23 protein-coding genes and 1 pseudogene are annotated in these 23,350 nt (G+C 69.6%); 17 read left to right on the top strand and 7 right to left on the bottom strand.

Going from position 1 to position 23,350, the window contains the following annotated elements; genetic code table 11:
- The first annotated feature begins 116 nt into the window (after nucleotides 1-116).
- The 3 genes from DMH01_RS29730 to DMH01_RS29740 all read left to right on the top strand — a co-directional run bounded on the left by DMH01_RS29730 (nucleotide 117) and on the right by DMH01_RS29740 (nucleotide 2,878).
- The gene (locus DMH01_RS29730; RefSeq protein WP_016331699.1) at nucleotides 117-632 is read left to right on the top strand and encodes a lytic polysaccharide monooxygenase auxiliary activity family 9 protein; all 516 of its coding nucleotides are present in this window, start codon (nucleotides 117-119) and stop codon (nucleotides 630-632) included.
- A 71-nt stretch (nucleotides 633-703) separates the two neighbouring features.
- Complete coding sequence (locus DMH01_RS29735) at nucleotides 704-1,651, top strand: DNA polymerase domain-containing protein (RefSeq protein WP_125680532.1); 948 nt, start codon at nucleotides 704-706, stop codon at nucleotides 1,649-1,651.
- Between the two features lie 72 nt (nucleotides 1,652-1,723).
- Complete coding sequence (locus tag DMH01_RS29740) at nucleotides 1,724-2,878, top strand: 4-hydroxybenzoate 3-monooxygenase (protein WP_125680533.1); 1,155 nt, start codon at nucleotides 1,724-1,726, stop codon at nucleotides 2,876-2,878.
- Nucleotides 2,879-3,024: 146 nt separating this feature from the next.
- Here DMH01_RS29740 and DMH01_RS29745 read toward each other — a convergent pair whose 3' ends face one another.
- From DMH01_RS29745 to DMH01_RS29755, 3 genes are all read right to left on the bottom strand, one after another.
- Nucleotides 3,025-3,651 (bottom strand): AAA family ATPase, encoded by a 627-nt coding sequence (locus DMH01_RS29745; protein WP_125680534.1) that lies wholly within the window; start codon nucleotides 3,649-3,651, stop codon nucleotides 3,025-3,027.
- Between the two features lie 55 nt (nucleotides 3,652-3,706).
- Entirely contained in the window at nucleotides 3,707-4,372 is a 666-nt protein-coding gene (locus DMH01_RS29750; protein ID WP_125680535.1) for a DUF998 domain-containing protein, read from the bottom strand.
- A 109-nt stretch (nucleotides 4,373-4,481) separates the two neighbouring features.
- On the bottom strand, nucleotides 4,482-5,633 hold the full coding sequence (locus DMH01_RS29755) for a beta-ketoacyl synthase N-terminal-like domain-containing protein (protein WP_125680536.1): 1,152 nt from the start codon (nucleotides 5,631-5,633) through the stop codon (nucleotides 4,482-4,484).
- A gap of 134 nt (nucleotides 5,634-5,767) precedes the next feature.
- On the opposite strand from DMH01_RS29755, the gene DMH01_RS29760 reads away from it, so the two are divergent.
- The 4 genes from DMH01_RS29760 to DMH01_RS29775 all read left to right on the top strand — a co-directional run bounded on the left by DMH01_RS29760 (nucleotide 5,768) and on the right by DMH01_RS29775 (nucleotide 10,548).
- On the top strand, nucleotides 5,768-8,344 hold the full coding sequence (locus DMH01_RS29760) for an EAL domain-containing protein (protein ID WP_125680537.1): 2,577 nt from the start codon (nucleotides 5,768-5,770) through the stop codon (nucleotides 8,342-8,344).
- 121 nt (nucleotides 8,345-8,465) lie between these two features.
- Complete coding sequence (locus DMH01_RS29765; protein ID WP_125680538.1) at nucleotides 8,466-9,047, top strand: hypothetical protein; 582 nt, start codon at nucleotides 8,466-8,468, stop codon at nucleotides 9,045-9,047.
- 573 nt (nucleotides 9,048-9,620) lie between these two features.
- Nucleotides 9,621-10,184, top strand: a complete 564-nt coding sequence (locus DMH01_RS29770) for a TetR/AcrR family transcriptional regulator (RefSeq protein ID WP_199745682.1) — start codon at nucleotides 9,621-9,623, stop codon at nucleotides 10,182-10,184.
- A gap of 1 nt (nucleotide 10,185) precedes the next feature.
- Nucleotides 10,186-10,548, top strand: a complete 363-nt coding sequence (locus DMH01_RS29775; protein WP_125680540.1) for a tautomerase family protein — start codon at nucleotides 10,186-10,188, stop codon at nucleotides 10,546-10,548.
- Here the strand turns inward: DMH01_RS29775 and DMH01_RS29780 are convergent, their stop codons facing one another.
- Nucleotides 10,549-11,244 (bottom strand): CDP-alcohol phosphatidyltransferase family protein, encoded by a 696-nt coding sequence (locus DMH01_RS29780; RefSeq protein WP_125680541.1) that lies wholly within the window; start codon nucleotides 11,242-11,244, stop codon nucleotides 10,549-10,551.
- A gap of 60 nt (nucleotides 11,245-11,304) precedes the next feature.
- Here DMH01_RS29780 and DMH01_RS29785 point away from each other — a divergent pair, with 60 nt between their 5' ends.
- From DMH01_RS29785 to ribA, 6 genes and pseudogenes are all read left to right on the top strand, one after another.
- On the top strand, nucleotides 11,305-12,285 hold the full coding sequence (locus DMH01_RS29785; protein ID WP_125680542.1) for a zinc-binding alcohol dehydrogenase: 981 nt from the start codon (nucleotides 11,305-11,307) through the stop codon (nucleotides 12,283-12,285).
- Between the two features lie 23 nt (nucleotides 12,286-12,308).
- Complete coding sequence (locus tag DMH01_RS29790) at nucleotides 12,309-12,707, top strand: 6-carboxytetrahydropterin synthase (protein ID WP_125680543.1); 399 nt, start codon at nucleotides 12,309-12,311, stop codon at nucleotides 12,705-12,707.
- The gene (locus DMH01_RS29795; protein ID WP_125680544.1) at nucleotides 12,704-13,771 is read left to right on the top strand and encodes a glycosyltransferase family 4 protein; all 1,068 of its coding nucleotides are present in this window, start codon (nucleotides 12,704-12,706) and stop codon (nucleotides 13,769-13,771) included. Before DMH01_RS29790 ends, DMH01_RS29795 begins: the two co-directional genes overlap by 4 nt.
- The gene (locus DMH01_RS29800; RefSeq protein WP_125680545.1) at nucleotides 13,768-14,586 is read left to right on the top strand and encodes a class I SAM-dependent methyltransferase; all 819 of its coding nucleotides are present in this window, start codon (nucleotides 13,768-13,770) and stop codon (nucleotides 14,584-14,586) included. The genes DMH01_RS29795 and DMH01_RS29800 overlap by 4 nt, the downstream gene beginning before the upstream one ends.
- Nucleotides 14,583-15,695: a lysylphosphatidylglycerol synthase transmembrane domain-containing protein gene (locus tag DMH01_RS29805; RefSeq protein WP_233621710.1), complete on the top strand. Its 1,113-nt coding sequence runs from the start codon at nucleotides 14,583-14,585 to the stop codon at nucleotides 15,693-15,695. The genes DMH01_RS29800 and DMH01_RS29805 overlap by 4 nt, the downstream gene beginning before the upstream one ends.
- Nucleotides 15,589-16,173, top strand: a pseudogene (ribA, locus tag DMH01_RS29810) (GTP cyclohydrolase II); the annotation flags it as partial. The gene DMH01_RS29805 and the pseudogene ribA, both read left to right, overlap by 107 nt.
- Here the strand turns inward: ribA and DMH01_RS29815 are convergent.
- A complete protein-coding gene (locus tag DMH01_RS29815; RefSeq protein ID WP_125680548.1) occupies nucleotides 16,129-16,824 on the bottom strand; it encodes a creatininase family protein in 696 nt (231 codons plus the stop codon). The pseudogene ribA and the gene DMH01_RS29815 overlap by 45 nt on opposite strands.
- A gap of 18 nt (nucleotides 16,825-16,842) precedes the next feature.
- Between DMH01_RS29815 and DMH01_RS29820 the strand changes: the two genes are divergently transcribed.
- The 4 genes from DMH01_RS29820 (at nucleotide 16,843) to DMH01_RS29835 (ending at nucleotide 20,794) form a co-directional block, all read left to right on the top strand.
- Entirely contained in the window at nucleotides 16,843-17,631 is a 789-nt protein-coding gene (locus tag DMH01_RS29820) for an inositol monophosphatase family protein (protein WP_125680549.1), read from the top strand.
- Between the two features lie 79 nt (nucleotides 17,632-17,710).
- Nucleotides 17,711-18,805 (top strand): glycosyltransferase family 4 protein, encoded by a 1,095-nt coding sequence (locus DMH01_RS29825; protein ID WP_125680551.1) that lies wholly within the window; start codon nucleotides 17,711-17,713, stop codon nucleotides 18,803-18,805.
- A 54-nt stretch (nucleotides 18,806-18,859) separates the two neighbouring features.
- Complete coding sequence (locus DMH01_RS29830) at nucleotides 18,860-19,597, top strand: GNAT family N-acetyltransferase (protein ID WP_125680553.1); 738 nt, start codon at nucleotides 18,860-18,862, stop codon at nucleotides 19,595-19,597.
- 321 nt (nucleotides 19,598-19,918) lie between these two features.
- On the top strand, nucleotides 19,919-20,794 hold the full coding sequence (locus tag DMH01_RS29835; protein WP_125680555.1) for an NAD(P)-dependent oxidoreductase: 876 nt from the start codon (nucleotides 19,919-19,921) through the stop codon (nucleotides 20,792-20,794).
- A gap of 14 nt (nucleotides 20,795-20,808) precedes the next feature.
- Here the strand turns inward: DMH01_RS29835 and DMH01_RS29840 are convergent, their stop codons facing one another.
- Nucleotides 20,809-21,780, bottom strand: a complete 972-nt coding sequence (locus DMH01_RS29840) for an LLM class flavin-dependent oxidoreductase (RefSeq protein ID WP_370323562.1) — start codon at nucleotides 21,778-21,780, stop codon at nucleotides 20,809-20,811.
- A gap of 124 nt (nucleotides 21,781-21,904) precedes the next feature.
- Nucleotides 21,905-23,350, bottom strand: a complete 1,446-nt coding sequence (locus tag DMH01_RS29845; RefSeq protein WP_125680557.1) for a glycoside hydrolase family 3 protein — start codon at nucleotides 23,348-23,350, stop codon at nucleotides 21,905-21,907.

Genomic DNA, 23,350 nt, shown 5'->3' on the forward strand with positions numbered 1-23,350 from the left:
ACATTCGCCTGCTCGGCGCTTCGGCGGATGTGTCCCGACCTTCATTGGTATTTCGCTCGCTGTGACCCAGGAATCTCGAGTCGGCGGTGGGTGTAGAGATTGGGAAAGGGGTAGGCATGAGCTTCAAACGACGGCTTTTGACCCTGGCGGCAGGTGCGGCGATGGTGCCGGCGGCTCTGGTCGCGATCCCGGCGGGCACCGCCAGCGCGCACGGTTACGTTTCCTCGCCTGCGAGCAGGCAGGCGCAGTGTGCGCAGAACACCGTTTCCTGTGGCTCCATCAAATGGGAGCCGCAAAGTGTCGAGGGCCCCAAGGGTCTCATGAGCTGTAACGGCGGCGTCGGCCGTTTCGCGGACCTCAACGACGACAGCAAGGGCTGGAAGGTGCATTCCCTCGGCCGTACCACCACGTTCCGGTGGACGCTGACGGCTCGCCACCGCACCAGCACTTGGGAGTACTTCGTCGACGGCGCCAAGGTCGCCAGCTTCAACGACGGCGGCGCGCAGCCGGGTGCCACGGTCACGCACAGCGTGAACCTGCAGCAGAGCGGGCGGCACAAGATCCTCGCCCGCTGGAACGTCTACGACACGGCGAACGCCTTCTACGCCTGCATCGACGCCAACATCAGCTAGGTACCGACTCTCGTGAGTGGTAGTGACCCGGTCACTACCACTCACGAGTTTTTTTGTGCCACGCTCACCTCATGAGCGATGAGGAGCGTGACGGCGTCAAGCTGACCAACCTCGACCAGCCGTTGTTCGAGGGGGCGACCAAACGCGACCTGGTGGACTATCTCGACGCCGTCGCGGGCCGCATTCTCCCGGTTTTGGAGAACAGGCCGCTTTCGGTCATCCGCATCCTTCGCGGCCAAGACCCGTTCATGCAGAAGAACCTGCCCAAATACACGCCCGGCTGGGTGAAGCGGTACGGGATGTGGGCGGAGACGTCGAAACGGCAGGTGTCGTACGCGCTCTGCGACGACCGCCGGACGCTGCTGTGGTTCGCGAACCAGCGCGCCGTCGAATACCACCCGACGCTGATGACCGCGGACGTCGACGCGGGCCCCACCCACCTGGTGCTGGACCTCGACCCGCCCGCGGGGGACGACTTCGCCCACGTCGTGAAGGCCGCGATGCTGGTGCGGCAGGCCCTCGCCGGCTCCGGGCTCGCCGGGGCGGTGAAGACCAGTGGTTCCAAGGGTGTGCACATCTTCGTCCCGTTGACGCCGGGGCAAGGCTTCGAAGACGTCGCGGCCGCGACCCGTGCCCTCGCCGCCCGTGCGGAACAGGTCGACCCGGCGGTCGCGACGACCGCGTACATCGTGGAAGACCGCGAGGGAAAAGTGTTCCTCGATTCGACCCGGGCGGGCGGGAACACGGTCGCGGCGGCGTACAGCCCCCGGTTGCGGCCGGGGCTGACGGTGTCGTTCCCGGTGGCCTGGGACGAGCTCGAAAACGTGGTCCCCGCCGATTTCACCGTCCACACCGCGCCGGGTCTCCTGGGGGACAAGGATCCGTGGGCCGAGTCGATGCCGGAGCCGCAGACGCTGCCCGCCGACCTCGTCGAACAAGGGCACACGATCCCGATCGCCCGCGTCGTGGCGATGCACGAAGGGAAACGCAGGGCGAGGGCGCGCGCTCAGAAGGACTGAACGCCCACGACGCCACGGCGTTTTGTGTACCTTGGACCGCACTGGGGGCGGGCGAAGGTACTGGGGGCTTTCGTGGGAAAGATCGATGCCGACGTACTGATCGTGGGGGCCGGTCCGGCGGGGCTCGTGCTGGGAAACCTGTTACGGGCCGCCGGAATCGACTGCGTGATCCTGGAACGCCGCAGCCGTGAGCATGTCGAAAACCGGGCCAGGGCGGGCTTTCTCGCCGCGAACAGTGTCCGTGTGCTCACCGAGAACGGGCTCGCCGCGGGGCTGATCGAGAAAGGCCTGAGACACGACACCTGTGCCTTCCGTAATGATCAAGCCGAATTCGAGCTCAGGTACAGCGAACTCGGGAACGGCGAGGTGCACACCGTTTACCCGCAGCAGTTCCTGGTCACCGACCTGATCGCGGAATTCCTCGCCCGTGGCGGGGAGATCAGGTTCGGGGCCGAGGTCACCTCGGTGTCGGGGATGGACGCGACGGTCATCGCCGACGATCTTCTCTTGCGTGCCAAGTACATCGCCGGTTGCGACGGCAGGCGCGGGATCTCGCTGAGATCCGTGCCCGCCCGGGTTTTCCGGCGGGACCACGACATCTCGTGGCTCGCGATCCTCGCCGAGGCGCCGCCGAGTATGTCCGCGATCGGTTACGCGATCCACGAACGCGGATTCGCCGGGCATATGGCCAGGACGCCGACGGTGACGCGCTATTACCTCGAAGTACCGCGCGGCGAGGATCCGGAGAACTGGGGAGACGACCGGATCTGGGACGAACTGCACGTGCGGATGCGGGCCGACCGCTACGGCGAGCTCAAACGCGGCGCCATCATCGAACGCCGGATCGTGGACATGGCTTCGCGGGTGATGGACACGATCCAGCGGGGGAACCTGTTCCTCGCGGGGGACGCGGCGAGCCTGATCAGTCCCGCCGCGGCGAAGGGCGCGAATCTCGCGTTGATGGAGGCCGAGATCCTCGCGCACGCGTTGATCGAAGCCCACACCGAGAGCGACACGACGGCACTCGACCGCTACTCCGCCGAATGCCTGCCGCGGATCTGGCGCGCGCAGGAGTTCTCCCTCTGGATGATCAACCTTCTGCACGGCCCCGCCGGATACGACGACGAGGCCGTCTTCCAGCGGGCCCTGCGGGACGCGCGGCTGGAGAGCCTGCGGGTTTCCCGCGCGCACCAGGATTTCTTCGCCGAGAACTACGTGGGCATCTGAACCGATCGCCCGTCGCATCCGTATCCCGGTGAAGAGGGGTTCGCGGAGTGGAAGGACGAACGACGATGCCGGTACGCATCCGCTGGACGCCGTTGAACCCGCACCCGAACCGTCCCGTGCCCGCGGACGAACCCGAGCCGGAGCCGCTAGCCGGCGCGGACGGCGGGCGCTGCGGGCCGCTCGACGCGAAGGAGCCGGACGTCGCCTGAGCGGTCTCTCCCCGGCTCCTCTTCGGTGACGAATCGCAGCGCCCCGGTGACCTCACGGGTCACCATCCGCGCGCCGTGCCAGCCTGACGGCACCCAGCCCTCGCGCAGGGCACGGCGCACCTTCTCGGCCCTCTTGACGTGGCGGGCGAACGAGTGCCGCCGGATGACGCGCCCGCGCGCGACTTGGCCCGCGCGGGCGTCCTCCGGGCTGACGTCGAGCCACAGCAACCGGACCGGGCGGCGGCTCACGAAGCCGAGCAGGGCCAGCAGCCCGCGGGTCGTCGCGCGGGTCGACGGCTCGTGCACGATCAGCGGGCCGCCGTCGGCCAGCGCGAACCGGATGACCCGCGCGCGATGCCAAAGGTGGACCACCGGCCGGTAGAACCGGTACGGCAACGCGGGCGGCAGCCGTCCGCGCAGCCGCGCGCGGACCTGGTCGGAGTCGAGCACCGGTAGGGCGCCGGTCGCCGCCCGGGACAGCAGGGTGGTCTTGCCGGCCCCGGGAATCCCCGCGACCACCAGCAGGTCGCGGCGGCCGAGGCGGAATGCGATGCGATCGGTCATAAGGCGTCAACGACCCGGCCGAGTGCAAAGGTTCCTTTACCTTGGCCGGTGCAAGTCAGGCCGTCACGCGGGTCCCCGCCGTCACCGGCTTGTCGGGCAGCAGCGTCCCGCCCTTGGTGAGCCACGCGACACCGAACGCGAGGATCGCGATCGACTCCAGCCACAGCGCCGGGTAGAGATCCTTCGTCAGATCGTCGAAGACGAGCCCGCAGAGCACGATCAACGCCAGGCACACCAGCATGATCACGCCGGACGCGACGTACAGCTGGTTCCGCGCGGGTTTGCGGGCACCGGGGATCTCCTTGTCCGACTTGGTGAACAGCACGATGCAGAAGAACGCCAAGGTGAGGAAGAAGACCGCGGCGAAGCCGAGGTGCAGCAGGCCGACGATCTCGTCCGTCCGGTCGCCGTTCGCCGGTGTCGTGGGGAAGAGCGCCACCCCGACGGCGGCCACGGCCGCGATGTTCCCGGCGATGTCGTCGACCCGGCCGTAACCCCGATAGGACAACAGGAAGACGCCGATGGCGCACATGACGCCGACCCAGACGTCCCGCATTCCCGAGTAGTAGTACCCGCTGATCGAGTTGAGCAGGCCGCCGCCGTCGACGACCAGCTTCCCGAAGACCAGCACGAAGGGCAGTCCGATCCCGAGGAAACCTATGGCACGCCGCAAGAACAGGTAGTTGTGGACGAGGTTGTCGGTCGCCGTTCGCGGGCTCATGGTCGCCTCCGTGCTCGGTGCGTTGTCGCTACTCGGAAGTATCGACCAGCTGAGCACCGAAAATGACGGTTCGTGACGACGTTGAGACCGTGTGTTATCGAATTGCTCGCTAGGCGGTCTCCAACACGACAGCCGCGACGTAGCCGCCCATCCCGATCGACGTCTTGACGGTGAGCCCGCTTTCGGGCCGTGACGGCCCCTCCATCAGCTGCGCATGCCCTTCCGCCACCGGTTTCGGCGCCGGGACCAGGTCGCGCTCCGCCGCGAGGCAGATCGCCGCGATCTCGGTCAGCGCGCTGCCCGACTGGCTGTGCCCGGTCAGCGGTTTGATCGAGTAGATCTCGGTCTCCCGGGGGAAGACCGCTTCGAGGATCTGGGATTCCGTGCGGTGGCAGAGTTTCGTGCCGGTCCCGTGCGCGTTCAGGTAGCGGACGTCGGACGGCGCGGCGTTCGCGTTCTCCAGCGCCCCGGTCACCGCCGCGACCGCATTCGTCGGATCGGGGTCGAGCGCCATCGCGTTGTGCGCCTCGTGGGTCATGGCGCCGCCTCGCAGCGTCGCGTACGACTCGGTCTTCCGCTGGGTCAGCACCACGGCGACCGCGGCTTCGGAGAAGGTGAAACCCCTTGTGCCCTCTTGGAAAGGACGGCACGCCTCGAGCGGGGGCACATCGGTGACCGCCACCCCGCAGTGCACGAAGTTGCGCACCATCGGCCTGGTCGCGGACAGATCCGTGGTGACCACGACCACGTCGTCGGCCATGCCGGCGTCCAGCCACATCTTCGCGGTGAGCACCGCGGCGCTGCCGGTCGCGCACATCGCGGACGTGGCCATGGAAGGGCCGTGGAATCCGAACTCCGCCATGAGCGTGGCGATCGGCGTCGAGGGCATCATGCCGATGAATTCGCGCCGGTACATGAGCTGCTCGCCCATCTCGGTGAGCCGGTCCCAGGTGCGCAGGTCCTCGCGGACACCGCCGGAGATGACGCCGACCCGGCGTCCCGGCGTCCAGCCCCGCGCGCCGGCGTCCTCGATCGCCTCCCGCGCCGCGGCGAGCAGGGCCCGCGCGTGCAGGCTGCCGTCCCTGGCCCGTCCGCCCTCGGGGACGTGCGCGACCCAGCCCGGTTGATCGGGGGTTTCCCCGAAGCCTTCGGCGAATTGGGCGCAGGGGACGCCGCTCGCGAGGCCCTCCCACAGTGATTCGCGCCCCCAGCCGTAGGCGGTTACGGCGCCGATGCCGCAGATGTCTGTTTTGCTCCGCACGTGTTTCCCTTCAACTACATTCAGTCAACGCTGGGGTGGAATAGCCGCACCGATCAGCTGTCCGAGGAGGACGGCTACGTCGATTTAGTGATCTAATCGGAAGCTACATCAGTCGAGTAGGGGGTTTGGATCAGATGGATCCTGACGATCTCGACGGTGGGACTCCCGACACCCACCGGCCCTCGGATCAGGATTCCTCGCCAGCGAACGGCACCGCGACCCGCACGGTGGGAAAACCCGACCGGCACGCGTCGCTCGTCCGTCTGCTGACCGAGTTGTCCGCCGAGAGGGATCAGCGTGGCGAACCCGCGCTCGCCTTTCTCGGTCAGGGGTACCGCCTTTTGGAGCAAAATTCCGACGGCGGCGCATTGGGAACGCAATATCTCACGATGGTGGAGGCGAGTCCTTACGGGATCTGTGTCCATCAGCGGGGCAAAGTCGTCTTCGTGAACTCGGCCACGATGCGCTTCGTGGGCGCGAACGTGTCGACCGAGATCATCGGGATGCACATCACGGATCTGGTCGACGCCGGCTCGCAGGACGCGCTGCTGGCACGGATCGGCTCCCTGGTTTCGCCCGGCTCGTTCAGCGAGCCGACCGAGATGACGCTGCGGACCCTCCAGGGCCGAAGTGTCACCGTCGAATCGCAGGCGGTGCTCACGACGTGGGAGGGCAAGCCCGCGTACCAGGTGATCATGCGCGACCTGACCACGCAGAAGGCGGCCGAGGCCGGTCTGCGGTTTCAGGCCGCGCTGGTCGGGCACGCGAGCGACGCGATCATCGCGACCTCCCCCGACGGGCTGGTGACGAGCTGGAACCCGGCGGCCGAGGCCGTCTACGGGCACGATCTCGACCAGGTCATCGGGGTCCCGGTGGCCGAGGTCGTCGGCGCGCCGATGAGCCCGCGGCAGGTCGTCGCCGCGGGCGGTGTCGTGCAGGCCACGCATTACAGCGCCGACGGCACGGCGCTGGCGGTGCGGGTCTCCGCGGCCGAGATGTTCGACGGTTACGTGCTGCTGTGCGCCGACGAGACCGCGCAGCGCCGGGCCGAAGCCGAATTCGCCACCGTCGTCGAGACGCTCGACGAAGGAGTGCTGCTGGTCGGCCCCGGCGGGCGGATCGAACTGGCGAACTCCGCGGCGCACCGCATCGCCGGGGTGCCGCCGGGTTCCCTGGTCGGGCTGGAGAGCCGGACGTTGCGGCTGCACGACGAGCAGGGCGCCCCGGTGCCCGTCGACGATCTGCCGTCCGCGCGGGTGCGGCGTTCCGGGAAGGTCGAGACCGGACGGGTCGTGCAGGTGCGGCGGCGCGACGGCGCGCACCGATGGCTTTCGCTGACCTCCGGTCCGCTGATGGCGCCGGGGCAGAGCGTGCCCTCCGTGCTGACGTCCTTCGCCGACATCACCGAGCGGCGGGCGATCAGCGAACGGCTGGCCTACGAGGCCACCCACGATCCGCTGACCAGGCTCGCGAACCGCACGCTCGCGCTGAACCGCCTGCGCCGCACGATCGCCGATCCGGTGCGGACGACCACGGTCATGTTCATCGACCTCGACAAGTTCAAGATCATCAACGATTCGCTCGGTCATACCGTCGGCGACCAGGTGCTGCGCATCATCGGCGACCGGCTGCGGGCCGCCGCCGGGCCTTCGGACCTGGTCGGACGGCTCGGCGGGGACGAGTTCCTGGTCATCACCACCGGTTATACCGAAGCCGCCGAGGTGCGGGCGCTGGCCGACCACCTGCAACGACGGCTCGCCGAATCGCTCACCGTGCACGGCCGCGAACTGCATATAAATACGAGTATTGGAATAGTGATCGCCGAACCAGGCGATCGGCGCAGCGCCGACGAATTGCTGGAAGACGCCGATTTGGCGATGTATCAGGCCAAGACGTTCGGGCCGGGGCGATATGCGTTCTATGCGCCGATCATGCGGAAACGAGTACAAGACCGTTTCGCGCTGGAGCAGGATCTGCGCAACGCCGTCGCCGAAGGCCTGATCGAGACCGTTTATCAACCCGTCGTCGATTTGCGGACCGGTGAGATGGTCGCGGTGAAGGCGAAGTCCTGTTGGGATCACCCGGAGCGCGGACCGATCGATCCGGCGGAATTGGCCGAGATCTCCGACGACGGCGATCTTTTGACGGTCATCGGGGCGGAGGTTCTCGCCAAGGCCGCCCGCGAGATCTCTCGATGGCGTGCCGATCATGGTGTGCACTGTAATGTGAATGTGAGTCTTTCGGTCCGCCAACTGGGCGATCCCGCGCTGCTGCAAGTGGTTCAGACAACCCTGGAAGCCGCGGGGCTGGGGCCGCAGGACCTGAGCCTCGACGTCGACGAGACGGCGCTGAAGGACGCGGCCGACGCGGTCGACGCGCTGCGGAAGACCGGCGTGCGGGTGACCGCGGAACGGTTCGGCGCCGGGTACTCGTCGCTCGCCCAGCTGTGCCGCCTCGATCTGAACGTGATCGAGATCGACCGGTCGTTCGTGGCCGATCTCGGCCGGTCGAGCGACGCCGAGCCGATCGTCGCCGGAATCATGGCGATGGCGCACGCCGTCGACCTCGTCGTGGTCGCCGAAGGAGTCGAAACCGCGCGGCAGCTGGAGGTCCTGCACGAACTCGGCTGCGATTGGGCGAAAGGGCCGCTGGTCGCGTCGCCGGGCCGGGTCGAGGACCTGAAGTGCGCGTACGAACACGTCGTGCGATGAACCGCGCGGCCGCCGCGTACGTGGTTCCGGGTGGGCGCCACTGACGGGACCAAAGCCTCCTGTCGCTCCGGTTCTTTCCGGCGCAATCTTGTCGGTGGGGGACCGGTGAAGGAGGTCCGTCATGTGGCTCGTGTTCCTGTGGCGCCGGATCCATCTCGGCCGGAATCCGCTGGCCCGGATCCCGGACCGGATCGAGGCGGCGATCCTCGTCGGCGGCGTCGTCGCGGCGTTGCTCGGTGTACCGCTGGCCGCGGCGGCCGGCTCGGAGGCCTACGCGACCATGATGGAACGCTCGGCTCTCGAGACGGCTTCGCGGCACTCGACGACCGCTTTCCTGCTCGAGGACGCGCCGCCGGCGCGTGTCGGCGTCGACGGGACGCCTTCCGCGGAGACGGCTTCGGTGGCGGCGCGGTGGGCGTTGCCGGATGGGGCCTTTCAGGAGGCTCTCGTGACCGCCGACCTCGGTGCTTCGGCGGGGGACGCGGTGACCGTGTGGCTCGACGAGTCCGGCGCCGTGGTCGAGCCGCCGGTGCTGCCGATGGACGCGACCAGTACGGGGATCGGCGTCGGGGTGGGGGTGTGGCTGGCCGCGGTGACGCTGCTGGCTGGTGGGTATCTGGTCGCGCGGCAGTTGCTGAACCGGGCGCGGCGGGCGGCTTGGGACCGGGAGTGGGAACGGTTCGGGCAGGGCTCGCGGTCTTGAGGCTGGCCTGGGAGGTCCGTGAAGGCCTCCTTCCCTACCTCAGAGTCAGGGTCCCGGCAAAGTCACATAACCGCTGGTGGGGTGGGTGGCGATGCGGGTTCTGATGACGGTGGGGGCTCGTCACAGTGGCCGACACCTTCTCGCCTGTCCACGCGGACACTTTCCAGGTAACAGTGCCCGATTCGGGCGTTTTTCGAAGGGGTCGTGAGTGGTAATGATCGTTAGAACGATCATTACCACTCACGACCCCCATCGAGAACCGCACATCTAGCCATCAATCGGACATTTAGCCGCCCGAAAGTGTCCCTTGTGGACACTCGGGGGCTTGACGCGTGCCTCGAGTAACTCACGACCCTGAACCGAACAGCACCTATGCGACTTTGCCGGGACCCTGACTCTCAGAGTAGGAAAGGAGGCCTTCACGGACCGGCGGCGGCTCGTGGGCGCAGTTAGTCGGCTGGCTGCGGAATGTGGGCGCTGACCTGCGGATAAGCGCGAAAGTGATAGCAAAGGTCCCTTGCTCCCCGGCGCGCGGAGCTTGTTTCTGTACCTACTAGTATGTACGGTCAGCTCGTGGACAAGAGGGAAAGGCTCATCGAGAGCACTCGCGAACTGCTGTGGGAGCGCGGCTACGTCGGCACCAGCCCGAAGGCGATCCAGGAACGGTCCGGCGCCGGACAGGGCAGCATGTACCACCACTTCCAGGGCAAGTCCGAACTCGCGCTCGCCGCGATCGCCCGCAGTGCCGACGATCTGCGCGCCAGGGCGGAGGCCGAGTTCTCCGGTCCCGGCAAGGTCGTCGAGCGCATCACCGTCTACCTGCGCCGCGAACGCGCCGTGCTCAAGGGGTGCCCGGTCGGCAGGCTCGCCCAGGATCCCGACGTGATGGCCGACGTGGATCTGCGAAAGCCGGTCGAGGAGTTCTTCGGCTGGCTCACCGGCCGTCTCGCCGAGCTGCTCGACGAGGGCCGCGCGGCCGGCGAACTCGACCGAACGCTCGACCCGCTCGCCACGGCGACCGCGCTGGTCGCGGTGCTGCAGGGCGGGTACATCCTCGCCCGCGCCGCCGACTCCCCGGACGTGTTCGCGAAAGCCGTCGACGGCGCCCTCGGCCTGCTCGCCACCAAGGAGACCTGACATGCCCCTCGTCCGTATCGACGCCATCGGGACCGGCAAGCTCGAAGCCCTCGGCGACGCCGTCCACGACGCGCTGGTCGAAACGCTCGGCATCCCGGCCGACGACCGCTTCCAGGTCCTCAACGGCCAGAGCATCCTGAAATACGACGATTACCTGGGGATCCACCGCGACGAGGGAGTCGTGTTCGTCGGGATCACGATGCGGCCGGGGCGCACCGACGAACAGAAGAAGTCGCTGTACCGGCGGATCACGGAGCTCGCCGAGGAGTACTCGGGAACCGAGCCGCGGAACATGCTCGTCACGATCACCGAGACCGATGCGGTCAACTGGTCGATCGGGAACGGCGAAGCGCAGTACGCGTGATCAGGCGGGCGCGGCGGTGAAGGCGTGCTGCTCCAGCAGCCACCACGTGTCCCGCCCGAACGACCACGTCAGCAGCGCCAGCGCGCCCAGCGTGACCACGAAACCGGCCCAGAGCGGCAGGATCGTCGACGCCGCCACGACCAGCACGATGCCCTGGACCGCCGCGACCGTCTTACGCGCCATGCTCGGCGGAAGCGGCGCGTTCAGCCACGGCCAAAGCCTGCTCGCGGCGACGAACACGTAGCGCATCGCGCCGATCGTGAGCACCCACGGGCCGAGCGACTGCGCGACGACCACGCTCAGGATCAGGATCAGATACGCGTCGACCTCCATGTCGAACCGCGCGCCGAGTGGGGACGCCGTTCCGGTGCGGCGCGCGACCTGGCCGTCGACCGCGTCCAGGACGAGCGCGATCGACGCGAGGACGACCATCGCGACGATTTCCCGGCCCGCGGTGTCGACGACGAGCGCGGTCACGCAGCCGACCAGCCCGGACCGGCCGAGCGTGACGGCGTCGGCGGGGCCGAGGGAGCGCGCGGTGCTCCGGTTCAGGCCGTAGGTCAGGAATCCGCCCACGGCGAGGCCGTAGACCGCTCCGGCGAGCCAGCCCAGCGGGCCCAGCCCGGTGACGGCGTCCAGCGTTCCCAGCAGCGCCAGCTGGACGAGGACCCCCAGGAAAACTCCGGGGTTGATCACGAGGCCTCCTCGTTATGGTGGCGGTGACCCCGCTTCCAGGGTCCGACATGAGAGGACACGATGGAACGCGCCTTCTGGTTCAGTGGCTCCGGCGACGGTGAGATCAGGCCGGTCTCGCTCCCTCCGGTCGGCGACGGGGACGTACTGGTCCGCACCCTGTACACGGGCGTGAGCCGGGGCACCGAGACTCTCGTCTTTCGCGGCGAGGTCCCGCCCAGTCAACGTGCGGCCATGCGCGCGCCGTTCCAGGACGGCGAATTCCCGGGGCCCGTGAAGTACGGATACCTCAATGTCGGCGTGGTCGAACGTGGTCCGGAAGACCTGACCGGGCAAGTCGTTTTCTGCCTCTATCCGCACCAGACGCGCTATGTCGTCCCGGCGTCGGCGGTGACGCCGGTGCCGCGCGAGGTCCCGCCGGAGCGCGCGATCCTCGCGGGGACGATCGAGACCGCGGTGAACGCCGTCTGGGACGCGTCGCCGAAACTCGGCGACCGGATCGCCGTGGTCGGCGCCGGGATGGTGGGAAGCAGCGTCGCGAAACTGCTGGCCGGTTTCCCGGCGACCAGGGTCCAGCTGATCGACGTCGACCCGGACCGCGCGAAGATCGCGCAGGCGCTCGGTGTCGACTTCTCGACACCGGAGAACGCGCTGGGCGATTGCGACCTCGTCGTGCACGCCAGCGCGAGCGAGGCGGGGCTCGCGCGCGCACTGGAGCTGCTCGCGCCGGAGGGCGAGGTCATCGAGCTGAGCTGGTACGGCGACCGCCGCGTCAGCGTCCCGCTCGGCGAGAACTTCCATTCCCGGCGGCTGGCGATCCGCTCCAGCCAGGTCGGCATGGTCTCGCCGTCCCGCCGCCTGAACCGGGACTACGCCGACCGCTTGGCGCTCGCCCTGCGCCTTCTGGCCGATCCAGGATTCGAAGTGCTGGTCAGCGGGGAATGTCTGTTCCGTGAACTACCGGACGTCTTGCCGCGTCTGGCCGCGAATGAACCAGGAACGCTCTGCCTCCGTGTGACCTATCAGATGGAGGACACGCGTTAAGGGCTCGATTCGGAGGAGGTCCGTTGTTCAGTATCACCGTCCGCGACCACGTCATGGTGGCCCACAGCTTCCGAGGCGAGGTCTTCGGCCCCGCGCAGCGGCTGCACGGGGCGACCTTCCTGGTGGACGCGACGTTCCGCCGGTCCGAACTGGACGCCGACAACATCGTCGTCGACATCGGCAAGGCGACCGAAGAGCTCAAAGCGGTGCTCGCCGACCTGAACTACCGCAACCTCGACGACGTGCCCGAGTTCGCCGGGATCAACACCTCGACCGAGTTCCTCGCCAAGGTCATCGCGGACAGGCTCGCCGACCGCGTCCACACGGGAGCGCTCGGCGAGGGGGCGCGCGGACTCGAAGGGCTCACCGTCTCGCTGCACGAATCCCACGTCGCGTGGGCGAGTTACGAGCGTGCGCTGTGACCGGTCTCCACGTCGTCCTGCCCAACGACATCGACGACGTGAGCGCGCCCAGCGGCGGCAACGTCTACGACCGGCGGCTGTGCGACAGCCTCGCCGCGGCGGGGGTGGAGGTCCACGAGATCGCCGTGCGCGGGAACTGGCCGCGGCCCGACACCGAGGCGCGCACCGTGCTGGCGCGCAAACTCGCCGAACTGCCCGACGGTTCGGCCGTCCTGCTCGACGGGCTGGTCGCTTGCGGGGTGCCGGACGTGATCGAGCCGTCGGCGCGACGGCTGTCGATCGCGGTGCTGGTGCATCTCCCGCTCGCCGACGAGACGGGACTGTCGCCTTCGCTCGCCGCCGAGCTGGACCGCTTGGAGCGGGAGACGCTCGGCGCGGTCGAGGCCGTGGTCGTGACCAGTGAGTGGGCGGCGCGGCGGCTGATCGAGCACCACGACCTCGCCCCGCATCGCGTGCACGTGGTGCCGCCCGGGGTCGACAAGGCCGAAGTCGCTTCCGGGAGCCTGAGCGGGACGCGGCTGGTCTGCGTCGCCAACGTGACGCCGCGCAAGGGACAGGGCCTGCTCGCGGACGCGTTGAAGTCGCTCAAGGAACTCCCGTGGACCTGTGAGTGCGTCGGCGCCATCCCGCGCGAGACGCGCTACGTCGAACGCCTGCGGCGACACGCGCTCGGCGATCGGTTCACTCTCGCCGGCCCGCGGTCTGGCGAAGCGCTCGAAGCGACGTACGCGGCCGCAGACCTTCTCGTGCTTCCGTCGCGCGCGGAGACCTACGGGATGGTCGTCACCGAGGCGCTGGCACACGGCATTCCCGTGCTGACCACCGCCGTCGACGCCCTGCCGGACACCCTCGGACAGGCGTCCGACGGCAGCGTGCCGGGGATGCTCGTCCCCGGCGAGGACGTCAACGCGCTGGCCTCGGCCCTTCGCCGCTGGCTCACCGAACCTGAACTGCGTGACCGTCTTCGCGCCTCCGCCCGCCTTCGCCGCGAGACGCTGACCGGCTGGGACGAGACGGCCCGCGGTGTCGCCGCCGTACTGCTGAGTGAAAGGACGGCGGCATGACCAAGTACGCCCCCAGCTGGCTTCAGTTGCGTGAAGACGCCGACGCCGTCGCCCGCGCGACCGAGCTGATCGAACCGGTGCGCGCGTTCCTGCGCGGGCAGGATGAGGTCGTCATCCGGGATCTCGGTTGTGGCACCGGTTCGCTCGGCCGCTGGCTGGCCAGGCGGCTGCCCGGACGGCAGCGCTGGATCCTGCACGATCGCGACACCGACCTGCTCACCCACGCTCTGGCGCGCACCAGCCTTCCGGACCACGCTTTGGACGGAAGCGAGGTCACCGTCGTCACCGAACAGCGTGACATCACCGAGTTGCGCGCGGAGGACCTCGCCGGAACCTCGCTCGTGGCGGCGTCGGCGCTGCTCGACCTGCTCACCGCCGAAGAGATGTCCCGGCTGGCGGAGGCCTGCGTCGAAGCGGGCTGCGCGGTCCTGTTCACGCTCAGCGTTTCGGGCCGCGTGGTGCTGTCGCCCAAGGACAAGTTCGACATCGAGATCTCCGACGCCTTCAACGCGCACCAGCGCCGGGTGACCGACGGCCGATGGCTGCTCGGCCCGGACGCGGTGGACGTCGCCTTCGGCGTCTTCGAACGGCTCGGCGCCACCGTGCGGCGCGCTCCCAGCCCGTGGCGGCTCGGGGCCGAACAGGCCGCGCTGACCGCGGAATGGCTCACCGGCTGGGTCGGCGCAGCCTGCGAGCAGCGGCCGGAGCTGGCGGCGGACGGGGACGCTTATCTGCGGTGGCGGCTCGCGCAGTGCGCGGCGGGTGAGCTGGACGCGATGATCCAGCACGAAGACCTCCTGGTGGTGCCTGCGTGAAACGGTTCTGGCCGTGGCTTCGGATCCTCGGCGCGCTCGGCATCCTCGGGGTGCTCGTGTGGCAACTGGGTACGGGTGCGTTCCTGGCCGGGCTGCGCGAGGTCGACGCCGGCGGGATCGCCGCCGCGCTCGGGATCGGTTTCGCCACCACGGTTTTCAGCGCCTGGCGCTGGTGCCTGGTCGCGCGGCGGCTCAGTCTGCGATTGTCGCTGCCGAGCGCCGTCGGCGAGTACTACCGCGCGTTGTTCCTCAACGGTGTCCTGCCCGCGGGCGTCCTCGGCGACGTCAACCGGGCCGTGCACCACGGCCGCGAAACCGGTGACGTCCCGCGCGGCGTCCGCGCGGTGGTGCTGGAGCGCACGGCCGGGCAGATCGCGGTCATCGGCGCTTCGGTCGCCGTCGTGCTGAGCGCGCCTTCCGTCGTCCCGCCGCCGATCGGCGGAGTCGTCACGGGCGCCGGGATCGTGGTCGTCGCGCTCGCCCTCACACTGATCGTCACCGGGATGACGGCGGGGAAGCGGTGGATCCACAGTGGATCGAAATGGCGCCGTGGCTTCGCCGTTTCCCTCGCCGACGTCCGGCTCGGTCTGCTGACCAAGGAGACCTGGCCCGGCGTGAGCCTGCTTTCGGCCGCCACCCTGGCCGGGCATCTCGCGCTGTTCGTCGTCGCCGCGCGCGCGGCCGGGGTCACCGCGCCGGTCGGCGACCTGCTGCCGCTGATGATCCTCGCCCTGCTCGCGATGGGCCTGCCGCTGAACATCGGCGGCTGGGGCCCGCGCGAAGGGGTTTGCGCGCTGCTGTTCGGCGCGGCGGGGCTCGGGTCGGCGCAGGGCGTCACCGTGGCCGTCGTCTACGGCGTGCTCGCGCTCTTCTCCAGCCTTCCCGGTGCGGGCGTCCTGCTCGTGCGTTCCGTCAGGAGTCACCGAACAGAGGAGAAACCCGATGACCGTCGAGAGGGTCGTGGAGACCAGACTGCCCACCCGGTACGGCGTCTTCCGCGCGTATGGGTATCTGGACGCCGACGGCACCGAACAGATGGCGCTGGTGCACGGCGACGTCGCGACCTCCGGCACGCTGGCGCGGGTCCATTCGGAATGCCTCACCGGTGACGTCTTCAGCTCGATGCACTGCGAATGCGGCGACCAGCTGGCCGCCGCGCTGCAAGCGATCGTCGACGAGGGGGCCGGAGTCCTCGTGTACGCCCAAGGTCACGAAGGACGGGGAATCGGCCTGCTCGCGAAGCTGAAGGCGATGCGGCTGCAGGACGAAGGGCTCGACACCGTCGAGGCGAACATCGCGCTGGGCCTGCCGGTGGACGCGCGCGACTACCGCGCCGCGGCGGAGATCCTCAACGACCTCGGGGTGCGATCGGTGCGGTTGCTGTCCAACAACCCGGCAAAGGTCGACCAGCTGAAACAGCACGGGGTGCGGATCAGCGAGCGAGTGCCGCTGCTGGTCACGCCGAACGACGAGAACCTGCGGTACCTGCGGACGAAACAAGAGCGGATGCACCACTTCCTGCCGCATCTGGACCTGATCGAGTCAGCCGAGAGCGGCCAGAGTGTCCCCGAAGCTCTCCACCAATGACTCCAGCACCAGCCGTCCCTTCTCCGCCGTCGCCAGCGAAGGCCGCCCGACCACACCGGACTCCGAATACGGCCGCAGGCCCACCGTGAGCAGGTGCCGCCTGTCGTCGGCGAGGTGATCCGCCTCCGGGAAACCGGGCCGGACCAGCGCGGGGTGTGCGTGCAGGAGAAGGGAGGTCTCCAGTTCCCCGGCGTGCATGTCGCTGTCCAGCGACGTCTCCAGCCCGGCCGCGTCGTGCGCCGCCTGCCAGCCTTCGACGCCGGGGAAGAGCGCCATCGGCGACGTCGACTCCTGGACGACGTTGGACAGGACGTAGTTGCCGCCGTGTGCGTTCACCAGCACCAGTTTCGGTACGCCGGAACGGCGCAGGGAGGCCGCGACGTCGTTCACCACGGCGTACAGGGTCGCGGCCGAAACGCTGACCGTGCCCGCCCAGTCCGCGTGTTCGTGCGAACAGCCGATCGTGATCGGCGGGAGCCGCAGCACCGGGTACGCCGCGGCGAGGGCGCCGGCGATGGTCGTCGCGATCAGGGCGTCGGTGGCGAGGGGGAGGTGCGCTCCGTGCTGTTCGAAACTGCCGACGGGCAGCACCGCGACCTCGGCGCCGCGGGCGCGCTCGTCGGCCGTCGTGGCCGTCGGGTACAGGTCCATTCCGGTTACGGTACCCATATGACCGACCACGCCGCATTGTTGTCCGTGGCCCGCGAGGCCGTCGCCAAGGCGACCGGGATCATCCGCTCGATGACGTCGTTTTCCGTTGCCGCCAAAGGTGATCGCGATATGGTGACCGACGTCGACCTCGCCGTCGAGGACGCCGTCCGCGAATTCCTGGCGCGCGAGACGCCGGAGATCGGCATCCTCGGCGAGGAACGCGGGCACCAGGGCGACAAGGACCTCTGGTGGGCGCTCGACCCGGTCGACGGCACGGCGAACTTCGCGCGCGGCATCCCGCTGTGCGGTGTTTCGCTCGGGCTCGTCGACGGTCTCAAGAGCACGGTCGCGGCGATCTCCCTGCCGTTCCTCGACGTCACCTACACCGCTGCCGAGGGGCAAGGCGCGTACGCGGGCGAAGAGCGTCTTGAGGCCTCGAAAGCGACGAAGCTGTCCGACGCGATCGTGAGTATCGGCGACTTCGCGGTCGGCGAGGGCGCGGAGGTCAAGAACCGCGTCCGGATGGCGCTGCTGGCCGAACTCGGCGGCCGGGTGCAGCGGGTCCGTTTCCTCGGCTCCGCGGCGATCGACCTGGCCTGGGTCGCGCACGGCAAACTCGACGCGAGCGTGATACTGGCCAATCAGCCGTGGGACACGATGGCGGGGGTCCTGCTGGTGCGCGAGGCCGGAGGCGTGGTCGTCGACACCGACGGCGGCGACCACACGGTGCGTTCGGCGGCCACCATCGCGGTCGGCGCCGGGCTGCGTGACGATCTCGTCGCCGCGATCGCCCGCGTGAACGGGTGAAACTTTCTTCCGCCGGAGTTGAACCGACCGGGTTCCGTATCCGTGTCTCCAGATAAGGCGCCCGCATCTGGAGGTAACCGTGTTCACCTCGAATGTCCGCGTGACCGAACCGGTCGTCTTCGTCCTGCCGGGGGACACCGAGGACACCAGCGGTGAATACGACCGCCGGATGTGCCAGAACCTCCCGGCCACCGGCCTTCCGCTGCTGGAACTGCCGATCGCCGGCGAATGGCCGATGCCGGGGCCGCTGTCCCGGTCGAGACTGGCCCGTTCGCTCGCCGCGCTGCCCGACGACACCGTCGTCCTGATCGACGGCACGGTCGCCTGCGGGGTCCCGGAGATCGTGGTCCCGCACGCGCGGCGGCTACGGCTGGCCGTCCTGGTCCACCGGCCGCTCGCCGACGACCCCGCGCTCGATCCCGCGCAGGCCGCCGAGCTCGACGCGTGCGAACGGGAGACCCTGCGGCTGACGGGGATGATCGTCGCCACCGGACCGTGGCTCGCGCGGCAGCTGATCGACCGGCACGACCTCGACCCGACGCGGGTCTACGTCGCGACACCCGGCACGGACGCGGCCCCGCTCGCCGCCGGAGCCGACGGCGTCTCGCGGCTGCTGTGCCTCGCGCCCATGACCGCGCGCCACGGCCAGGACGTGCTCATCCGCGCGCTTTCGATGGTCGACGAACTGGCGTTCAAATGCGTGTTCGCGGGCGCGACCCGGCACGATCCCGCCTACGTCGACGAGTTGCGCTGGACGGTCGAACGGCTCGGGCTCGGCTCCCGGATCAGCCTCATCCAGCCGCCGGACGACCTCGACCTGGTCTACGACGGCGCGGATCTGCTCGTCCTCCCCGCCCGCGGCGGCACGTCCGGGCTGGTCGTCGCCGAGGCGCTCGCGCGCGGAATCCCCGTGGTGGCCACCGAAACCGCCGGCGCGCACGACGCACTCGGCACGGCGCCCGGCGGTGGCGTCCCCGGCATGCTGGTGCCGCCGAACAACCCGTCGGCGCTCGCGGCGGCATTGCTGCGCTGGTCGCTCGACGCCGAACTCCGGCATTCCCTGCGGACGTCGGCGCTCGCGCGGAGCAGCGTCCTGGAGGAATGGGACGTCGCCGCGGGCAGGCTCACCGACGTCCTTTCCCGGTTGCAGGCGGCGCCGCGTCAGCCTGCTTGATCATCGCCCGGAAGCAGCTATCGGGCCGGTCACCGGCTCGCTTGACTTGGCGGCATGCGAATCGTCGATCTTGCGTCCCGTCCCGATCTCCTCGAATCCGCGCTGAACCTCGGCGATGTCGGCGGTGAGTTCATCTACGCCGGGTTCAGCGGCAAGATGATCACCCCGGAACGGTTTCTGCGCCACTGGTCCCGGTACTTCCTGATCGCGCTGGACGACGACGGCGAACCGATCGCGCGGGCGCTGTCGGTCCCGCTGACCTATCCGGCCGAGGACCGCCGTGAACTGCCGGCGCACGGCTGGGACGAGGCGATCCAGTGGGCCGCGCAGGACCTCATGGACGGCCGCGCGCCGGACACCCTGTGCGCCCTCGAAGTCGTTGTGGCGCCACGGATGCGCGGGACGGGCCTGTCCACGCCGATGCTCAAGGCGCTGAAGGCGCGCGCGGCCGAGACGGGGCTGAAGCGGCTGATCGTCTCCGTGCGCCCGATCGGCAAGGAGGACGAACCCGACGTGCCCATGGAGGACTACGCCGTCCGGCGGCGCGAGGACGGGCTCTTCGCCGACCGCTGGCTGCGCACCCACGAACGGCTCGGCGCGCGGATGATCAAGGTGTGCCCGTTCGCCGTGACGATCTCCGGCTCGATCGCGGACTGGCACGAGTGGACCGGGGTCAAACTCGCCGACGGCGACAACCTGATCCCGGGCGGGATCGCGCCGGTGCACGCGAACGTCGAGCGGGACTGTGGGGTGTACGTGGAGGCGAACGTGTGGATGGAGCACCCGTTCTGAGCCGTGCTCCTGGGCTGGGGTGGTCGCGAGGGAGGTTGCGAAAGCCACTTTCGCAACGTTGAAGGTTGCGAAAGTGGCTTTCGCAACCCCCAGCGGTGCCGGGATATCAGGGCGCCGTGGCCATGTGGGGCGACGGTGTCGCGAAAGCCACTTTCGCGACGTCTGATGTCCCGAAAGTGGCTTTCGCGACACGCTCCGGCCGAGGGCGCCGGACGGGATGGCTGGCGCCGCGGCACTCCATGTCTCGGCCATTCCTCGCGCTTTCCGGCAGGATCGTCTCATCGGCCGCGCCCGCGCACGGTCATGCCGCACAGTGGGCCCATGGGTATCTCGCGAGTCGGTTTCGCCGGGCTGGGAAGTATGGGCGGGCCGATGGCACTGAACCTGGCGCGGGCCGGAATCCCGTTGCTCGTCTGGAATCGCACCCCTGGCAAGGCGGACGGGGTGGCCGAGGCGGTCGAGGACGTGGCCGAGCTCTTCGCGCGGTGCGACGTCGTGATCCTGATGCTCAAGGACGCGGAGGCCGTCGACGCCGTGCTCGATCGCGGCGGGCCCGCGTTCGGCGGCCGGGTGGCGGGCCGCACGATCGTCCACATGGGAACGACGGCGCCGGGCCACTCCCGCGCACTCGAGACCGACCTCCTCGCGGCCGGGGCGAAGTACGTGGAGGCGCCGGTCTCCGGCTCGCGGATCCCGGCGGAGGCGGGTGAACTAGTCGCGATGCTCGCGGGGGAGCCCGGCACGATCGAGGAGGTCCGGGAGCTGTTCGCGCCGATGTGCCGGGAAACCGTGCGCTGCGGGCCGGTGCCCAACGGGCTCCTGATGAAGCTGGCCGTCAACGTGCACCTGACCGCGGTCGTGACGAGCCTGGCCGAGACCGTGCGGTTCGCCAGGGCCCACGAACTCGACCTCGGTCTGCTCGCCGACGTCCTCGGCGCGGGACAGCTGGCCAGTCCGATCCTGCGCGTCAAGGCGCCCAAACTCGTCGAGGAGGATTTCGCGCCGCAGGCGTCCATCGCGAACGTCCTGGCCAATGTCGAGCTGATCGCGGCCGCGGCGAGGGAGGCGGGACTCGAGTTGCCGCTGATCGAGGCGTCCCGCGCGCTCTACGCCGAGACCGCGCGGCTCGGTTTCGGCGGGGAGGACATGGTCGCCGTCGTCAAGGCCCTCGACGCCCGACCGCATTCAGAGGACTAAACGCGGGTAGGGGGTCAGCCGCGCAGGGCCGCAGCGATCCGGCCCGCCGCGGCGAAGGACTCTTCCTCCGGCTCGCCGAGCAGGGGGAGCAGGATGACGGATTCGGTCCCGGCCGCGTACAGCGCGCGGATCTGCTCGACACAGCGGTCGAGCGGGCCGCTTATGCTCAGCCGGTCGATCCACTCGGGCCGCAGCCGCCGTGCCAAGTCCTTCCGGTCAGTGGAGGCCGCGACCTCGGCCAGCAGTTCGGCGCCGAAGTCCAGCGGCTCCAGCGCCGGGCCCGAGTTCGGCCCGATCGCGGAAGCGACGTCGGCCCGGGCGCGCTCGCGGGCCCGTTCGGGATCGGCGTCGAGGGCGAGCCAGTTGTAGGTGGCGATCGTATGACCTTCGACGCCGATGAGGTCCCGCGTCGCGCGGACGTACTCCGGTGTCGCCGGTTCGGCGAGCAGCGTCCCGTCGGCGACCCGGCCCGCGGCCGCGAGCGACTTCGGGCCGCGGACACCGGCGATGAGCTTCGGCGGCAGCGCGGGCGGGAACTCCAGCTCGACCTCGTCGAGCCGGACGTGCTTGCCCTCGAAGGAAACGCGTTCGCCCGCCAGCAGCCGCCGGATGACCGTGAGCGTCTCCTCGAAGGCGGCCAGCGCCGACTTCGGCCACGCGTCGATCTGCCGCATCCAGCTCGGCACCCCGTGCCCGAACCCGACGATCAGCCGCCCCGGGTACAACTCCGCCAGCGCCGCGATCTCCATCGCCGCGATGGCCGGATTCCGCGCCACGGCGGGCATGATGCCGATGCCGAGGGTGATCTTCTCGGTGGCCGCCAGCACCGCCGACGCCGTCGCGATCCCGCCCGCGTAGAAGCAGTCCTCGACGATCCAGACCTCGTCCAGGCCCTCCTGTTCCGCGCGCCGGGCGAGGCCGGTCAGCCGGGCGGCGGGCAGTTCGCGAGGGATCCTGACTCCGAGCCGTGCAACCAAGTCGATCATCTCCTGAGCCGGGAACAGATCTTCAGGGACTACAGCACCCCGGTCCCCGCACCGCAACCCATTTAGCGCGTGAAGGCCCCCTTCCCTCGGCTCAGCCGAGGGAAGGGGGCCTTCACGCGCGATGTCAGGCCAGGTACTCCGCGGCGGCCCGGAGGCTGACGTAGGACCCGCTGAACGTGTCGATCCGCGGGCCGTCGCCCGAATCCGGTCCCGGCACGCCGGTCTCGACCCGGATGTAGTCCACAGTGGACTCACGCAGCCAGCTCAGGAACTCGCGCACCTCGGGGTGCCGGTGCGCTTCGCGCGTCACGATCACGAGGTCGCGCGCGCCGTGGACGGCCTCGATCGCGGTCGCGATCCCGTCCGCGCCGACCTTGAGCGTCCGCGTGCCGGGCACGAGTTCGGTCAGATGCGAGCCGAGCCCCCACGGCATCGGCCCGGCCGCGACGATCGGCTCGGTCTCGATGTCGATCACCAGCGGCGGCCCGGCCAGCTTCGGCGAACCCTGGATCCGCAACGCCTTGCGCGCCGCCTCCAGGCCGAGCCGGTGATCGACCGGCGAGATCGGCGTCGACACCGGGGGAGTGCCGAGCGCCGCGACCCGCTCCGACGCCTCGGCCAGCCGCTCGAGCGGCAGCTCACCGGACTCGACGGCGGCCGCGATGACCGCCGCGATCCGGTTCAGCTCGTCCTCTTCGAACGACACACCGCCGAGACAGAGCGCGTCGGCGCCGGCGATCAACGCCCGCACCGCCGCCCGGCCGACGCCCTCGGTCTTGCCGAGTTCGCCCGCGACGGCACCCATGTCGAGCGCGTCGGTGATCACCGCGCCGGTGAAGCCGAGTTCGCCGCGCAGGACGTCGGTGAGCGCCTTCGGGTTGAGCGTCGCGGGCAGTGCACCCCACGCGGGCACGACGAGGTGCCCGGTCATCACCGAGCGCACGCCGGCCGCGATCGCGGCCTTGAACGGGACGAGTTCGAGCTCGTGCAGTTCCGCCTCGGTCCGGGGCAGCACCGGCAGCGCGTGATGCGAATCGTCGGTGGCCGCCCCGTGCCCGGGGAAATGCTTGGCCGACGCGGCGACGCCGTACTTCTGCAGGCCGGTGATGTACGCCGCGACATGCGGCGACGCCTTCGCCGGATCCGAACCGAACGCCCGGACCCCGATCGAGGGGTCCTCCGCCGCGAGCGTCAGATCCGCGCACGGGGCGAAGTTGATCGTGACCCCGCAGGCGGCCAGCCGCTCGCCGAGCGCCGCGGCGACCGACGCCGTCAGCTCGACGTCGTCCGCGGCGCCGAGTGCGAGCGGTCCCGGGACGAACGAGCCGGTGGCGACGTCGAGCCGGGTGACGTCACCGCCCTCCTCGTCGATGCCGACGAGCACGTCGGGCCGTTCCGCCCGCAGCTGCGCGCTCAGCGCGGCCACCTGCTCGTCGTCGACCACGTTGCGGCCGAACAGGATCGCGCCGCCGAGGCCGTCGGCCACCTTGCGCCGCAGCCAATCCGGTGCGGTCGTGCCGTCGAAGCCCGACACGAGAACGGATCCGGCCAACTTTTCCGGTGAAGACAA

It is taken from the genome of Amycolatopsis sp. WAC 04182, from assembly GCF_003947465.1.
GTDB lineage: Bacteria > Actinomycetota > Actinomycetes > Mycobacteriales > Pseudonocardiaceae > Amycolatopsis.

What these genes read in the sequence shown, in the direction of transcription:
- DMH01_RS29830 (WP_125680553.1), top strand. Translation starts at nt 18,860, where the DNA reads ATGCGAATCGTCGATCTTGCGTCCCGTCCCGATCTCCTCGAATCCGCG.
- DMH01_RS29815 (WP_125680548.1), bottom strand. Translation starts at nt 16,824, where the DNA reads ATGGACCTGTACCCGACGGCCACGACGGCCGACGAGCGCGCCCGCGGC.
- DMH01_RS29775 (WP_125680540.1), top strand. Translation starts at nt 10,186, where the DNA reads ATGCCCCTCGTCCGTATCGACGCCATCGGGACCGGCAAGCTCGAAGCC.
- DMH01_RS29760 (WP_125680537.1), top strand. Translation starts at nt 5,768, where the DNA reads ATGGATCCTGACGATCTCGACGGTGGGACTCCCGACACCCACCGGCCC.
- DMH01_RS29840 (WP_370323562.1), bottom strand. Translation starts at nt 21,780, where the DNA reads ATGATCGACTTGGTTGCACGGCTCGGAGTCAGGATCCCTCGCGAACTG.
- DMH01_RS29750 (WP_125680535.1), bottom strand. Translation starts at nt 4,372, where the DNA reads ATGAGCCCGCGAACGGCGACCGACAACCTCGTCCACAACTACCTGTTC.
- DMH01_RS29735 (WP_125680532.1), top strand. Translation starts at nt 704, where the DNA reads ATGAGCGATGAGGAGCGTGACGGCGTCAAGCTGACCAACCTCGACCAG.
- DMH01_RS29765 (WP_125680538.1), top strand. Translation starts at nt 8,466, where the DNA reads ATGTGGCTCGTGTTCCTGTGGCGCCGGATCCATCTCGGCCGGAATCCG.
- DMH01_RS29800 (WP_125680545.1), top strand. Translation starts at nt 13,768, where the DNA reads ATGACCAAGTACGCCCCCAGCTGGCTTCAGTTGCGTGAAGACGCCGAC.
- DMH01_RS29745 (WP_125680534.1), bottom strand. Translation starts at nt 3,651, where the DNA reads ATGACCGATCGCATCGCATTCCGCCTCGGCCGCCGCGACCTGCTGGTG.
- DMH01_RS29785 (WP_125680542.1), top strand. Translation starts at nt 11,305, where the DNA reads ATGGAACGCGCCTTCTGGTTCAGTGGCTCCGGCGACGGTGAGATCAGG.
- DMH01_RS29730 (WP_016331699.1), top strand. Translation starts at nt 117, where the DNA reads ATGAGCTTCAAACGACGGCTTTTGACCCTGGCGGCAGGTGCGGCGATG.
- DMH01_RS29820 (WP_125680549.1), top strand. Translation starts at nt 16,843, where the DNA reads ATGACCGACCACGCCGCATTGTTGTCCGTGGCCCGCGAGGCCGTCGCC.
- DMH01_RS29835 (WP_125680555.1), top strand. Translation starts at nt 19,919, where the DNA reads ATGGGTATCTCGCGAGTCGGTTTCGCCGGGCTGGGAAGTATGGGCGGG.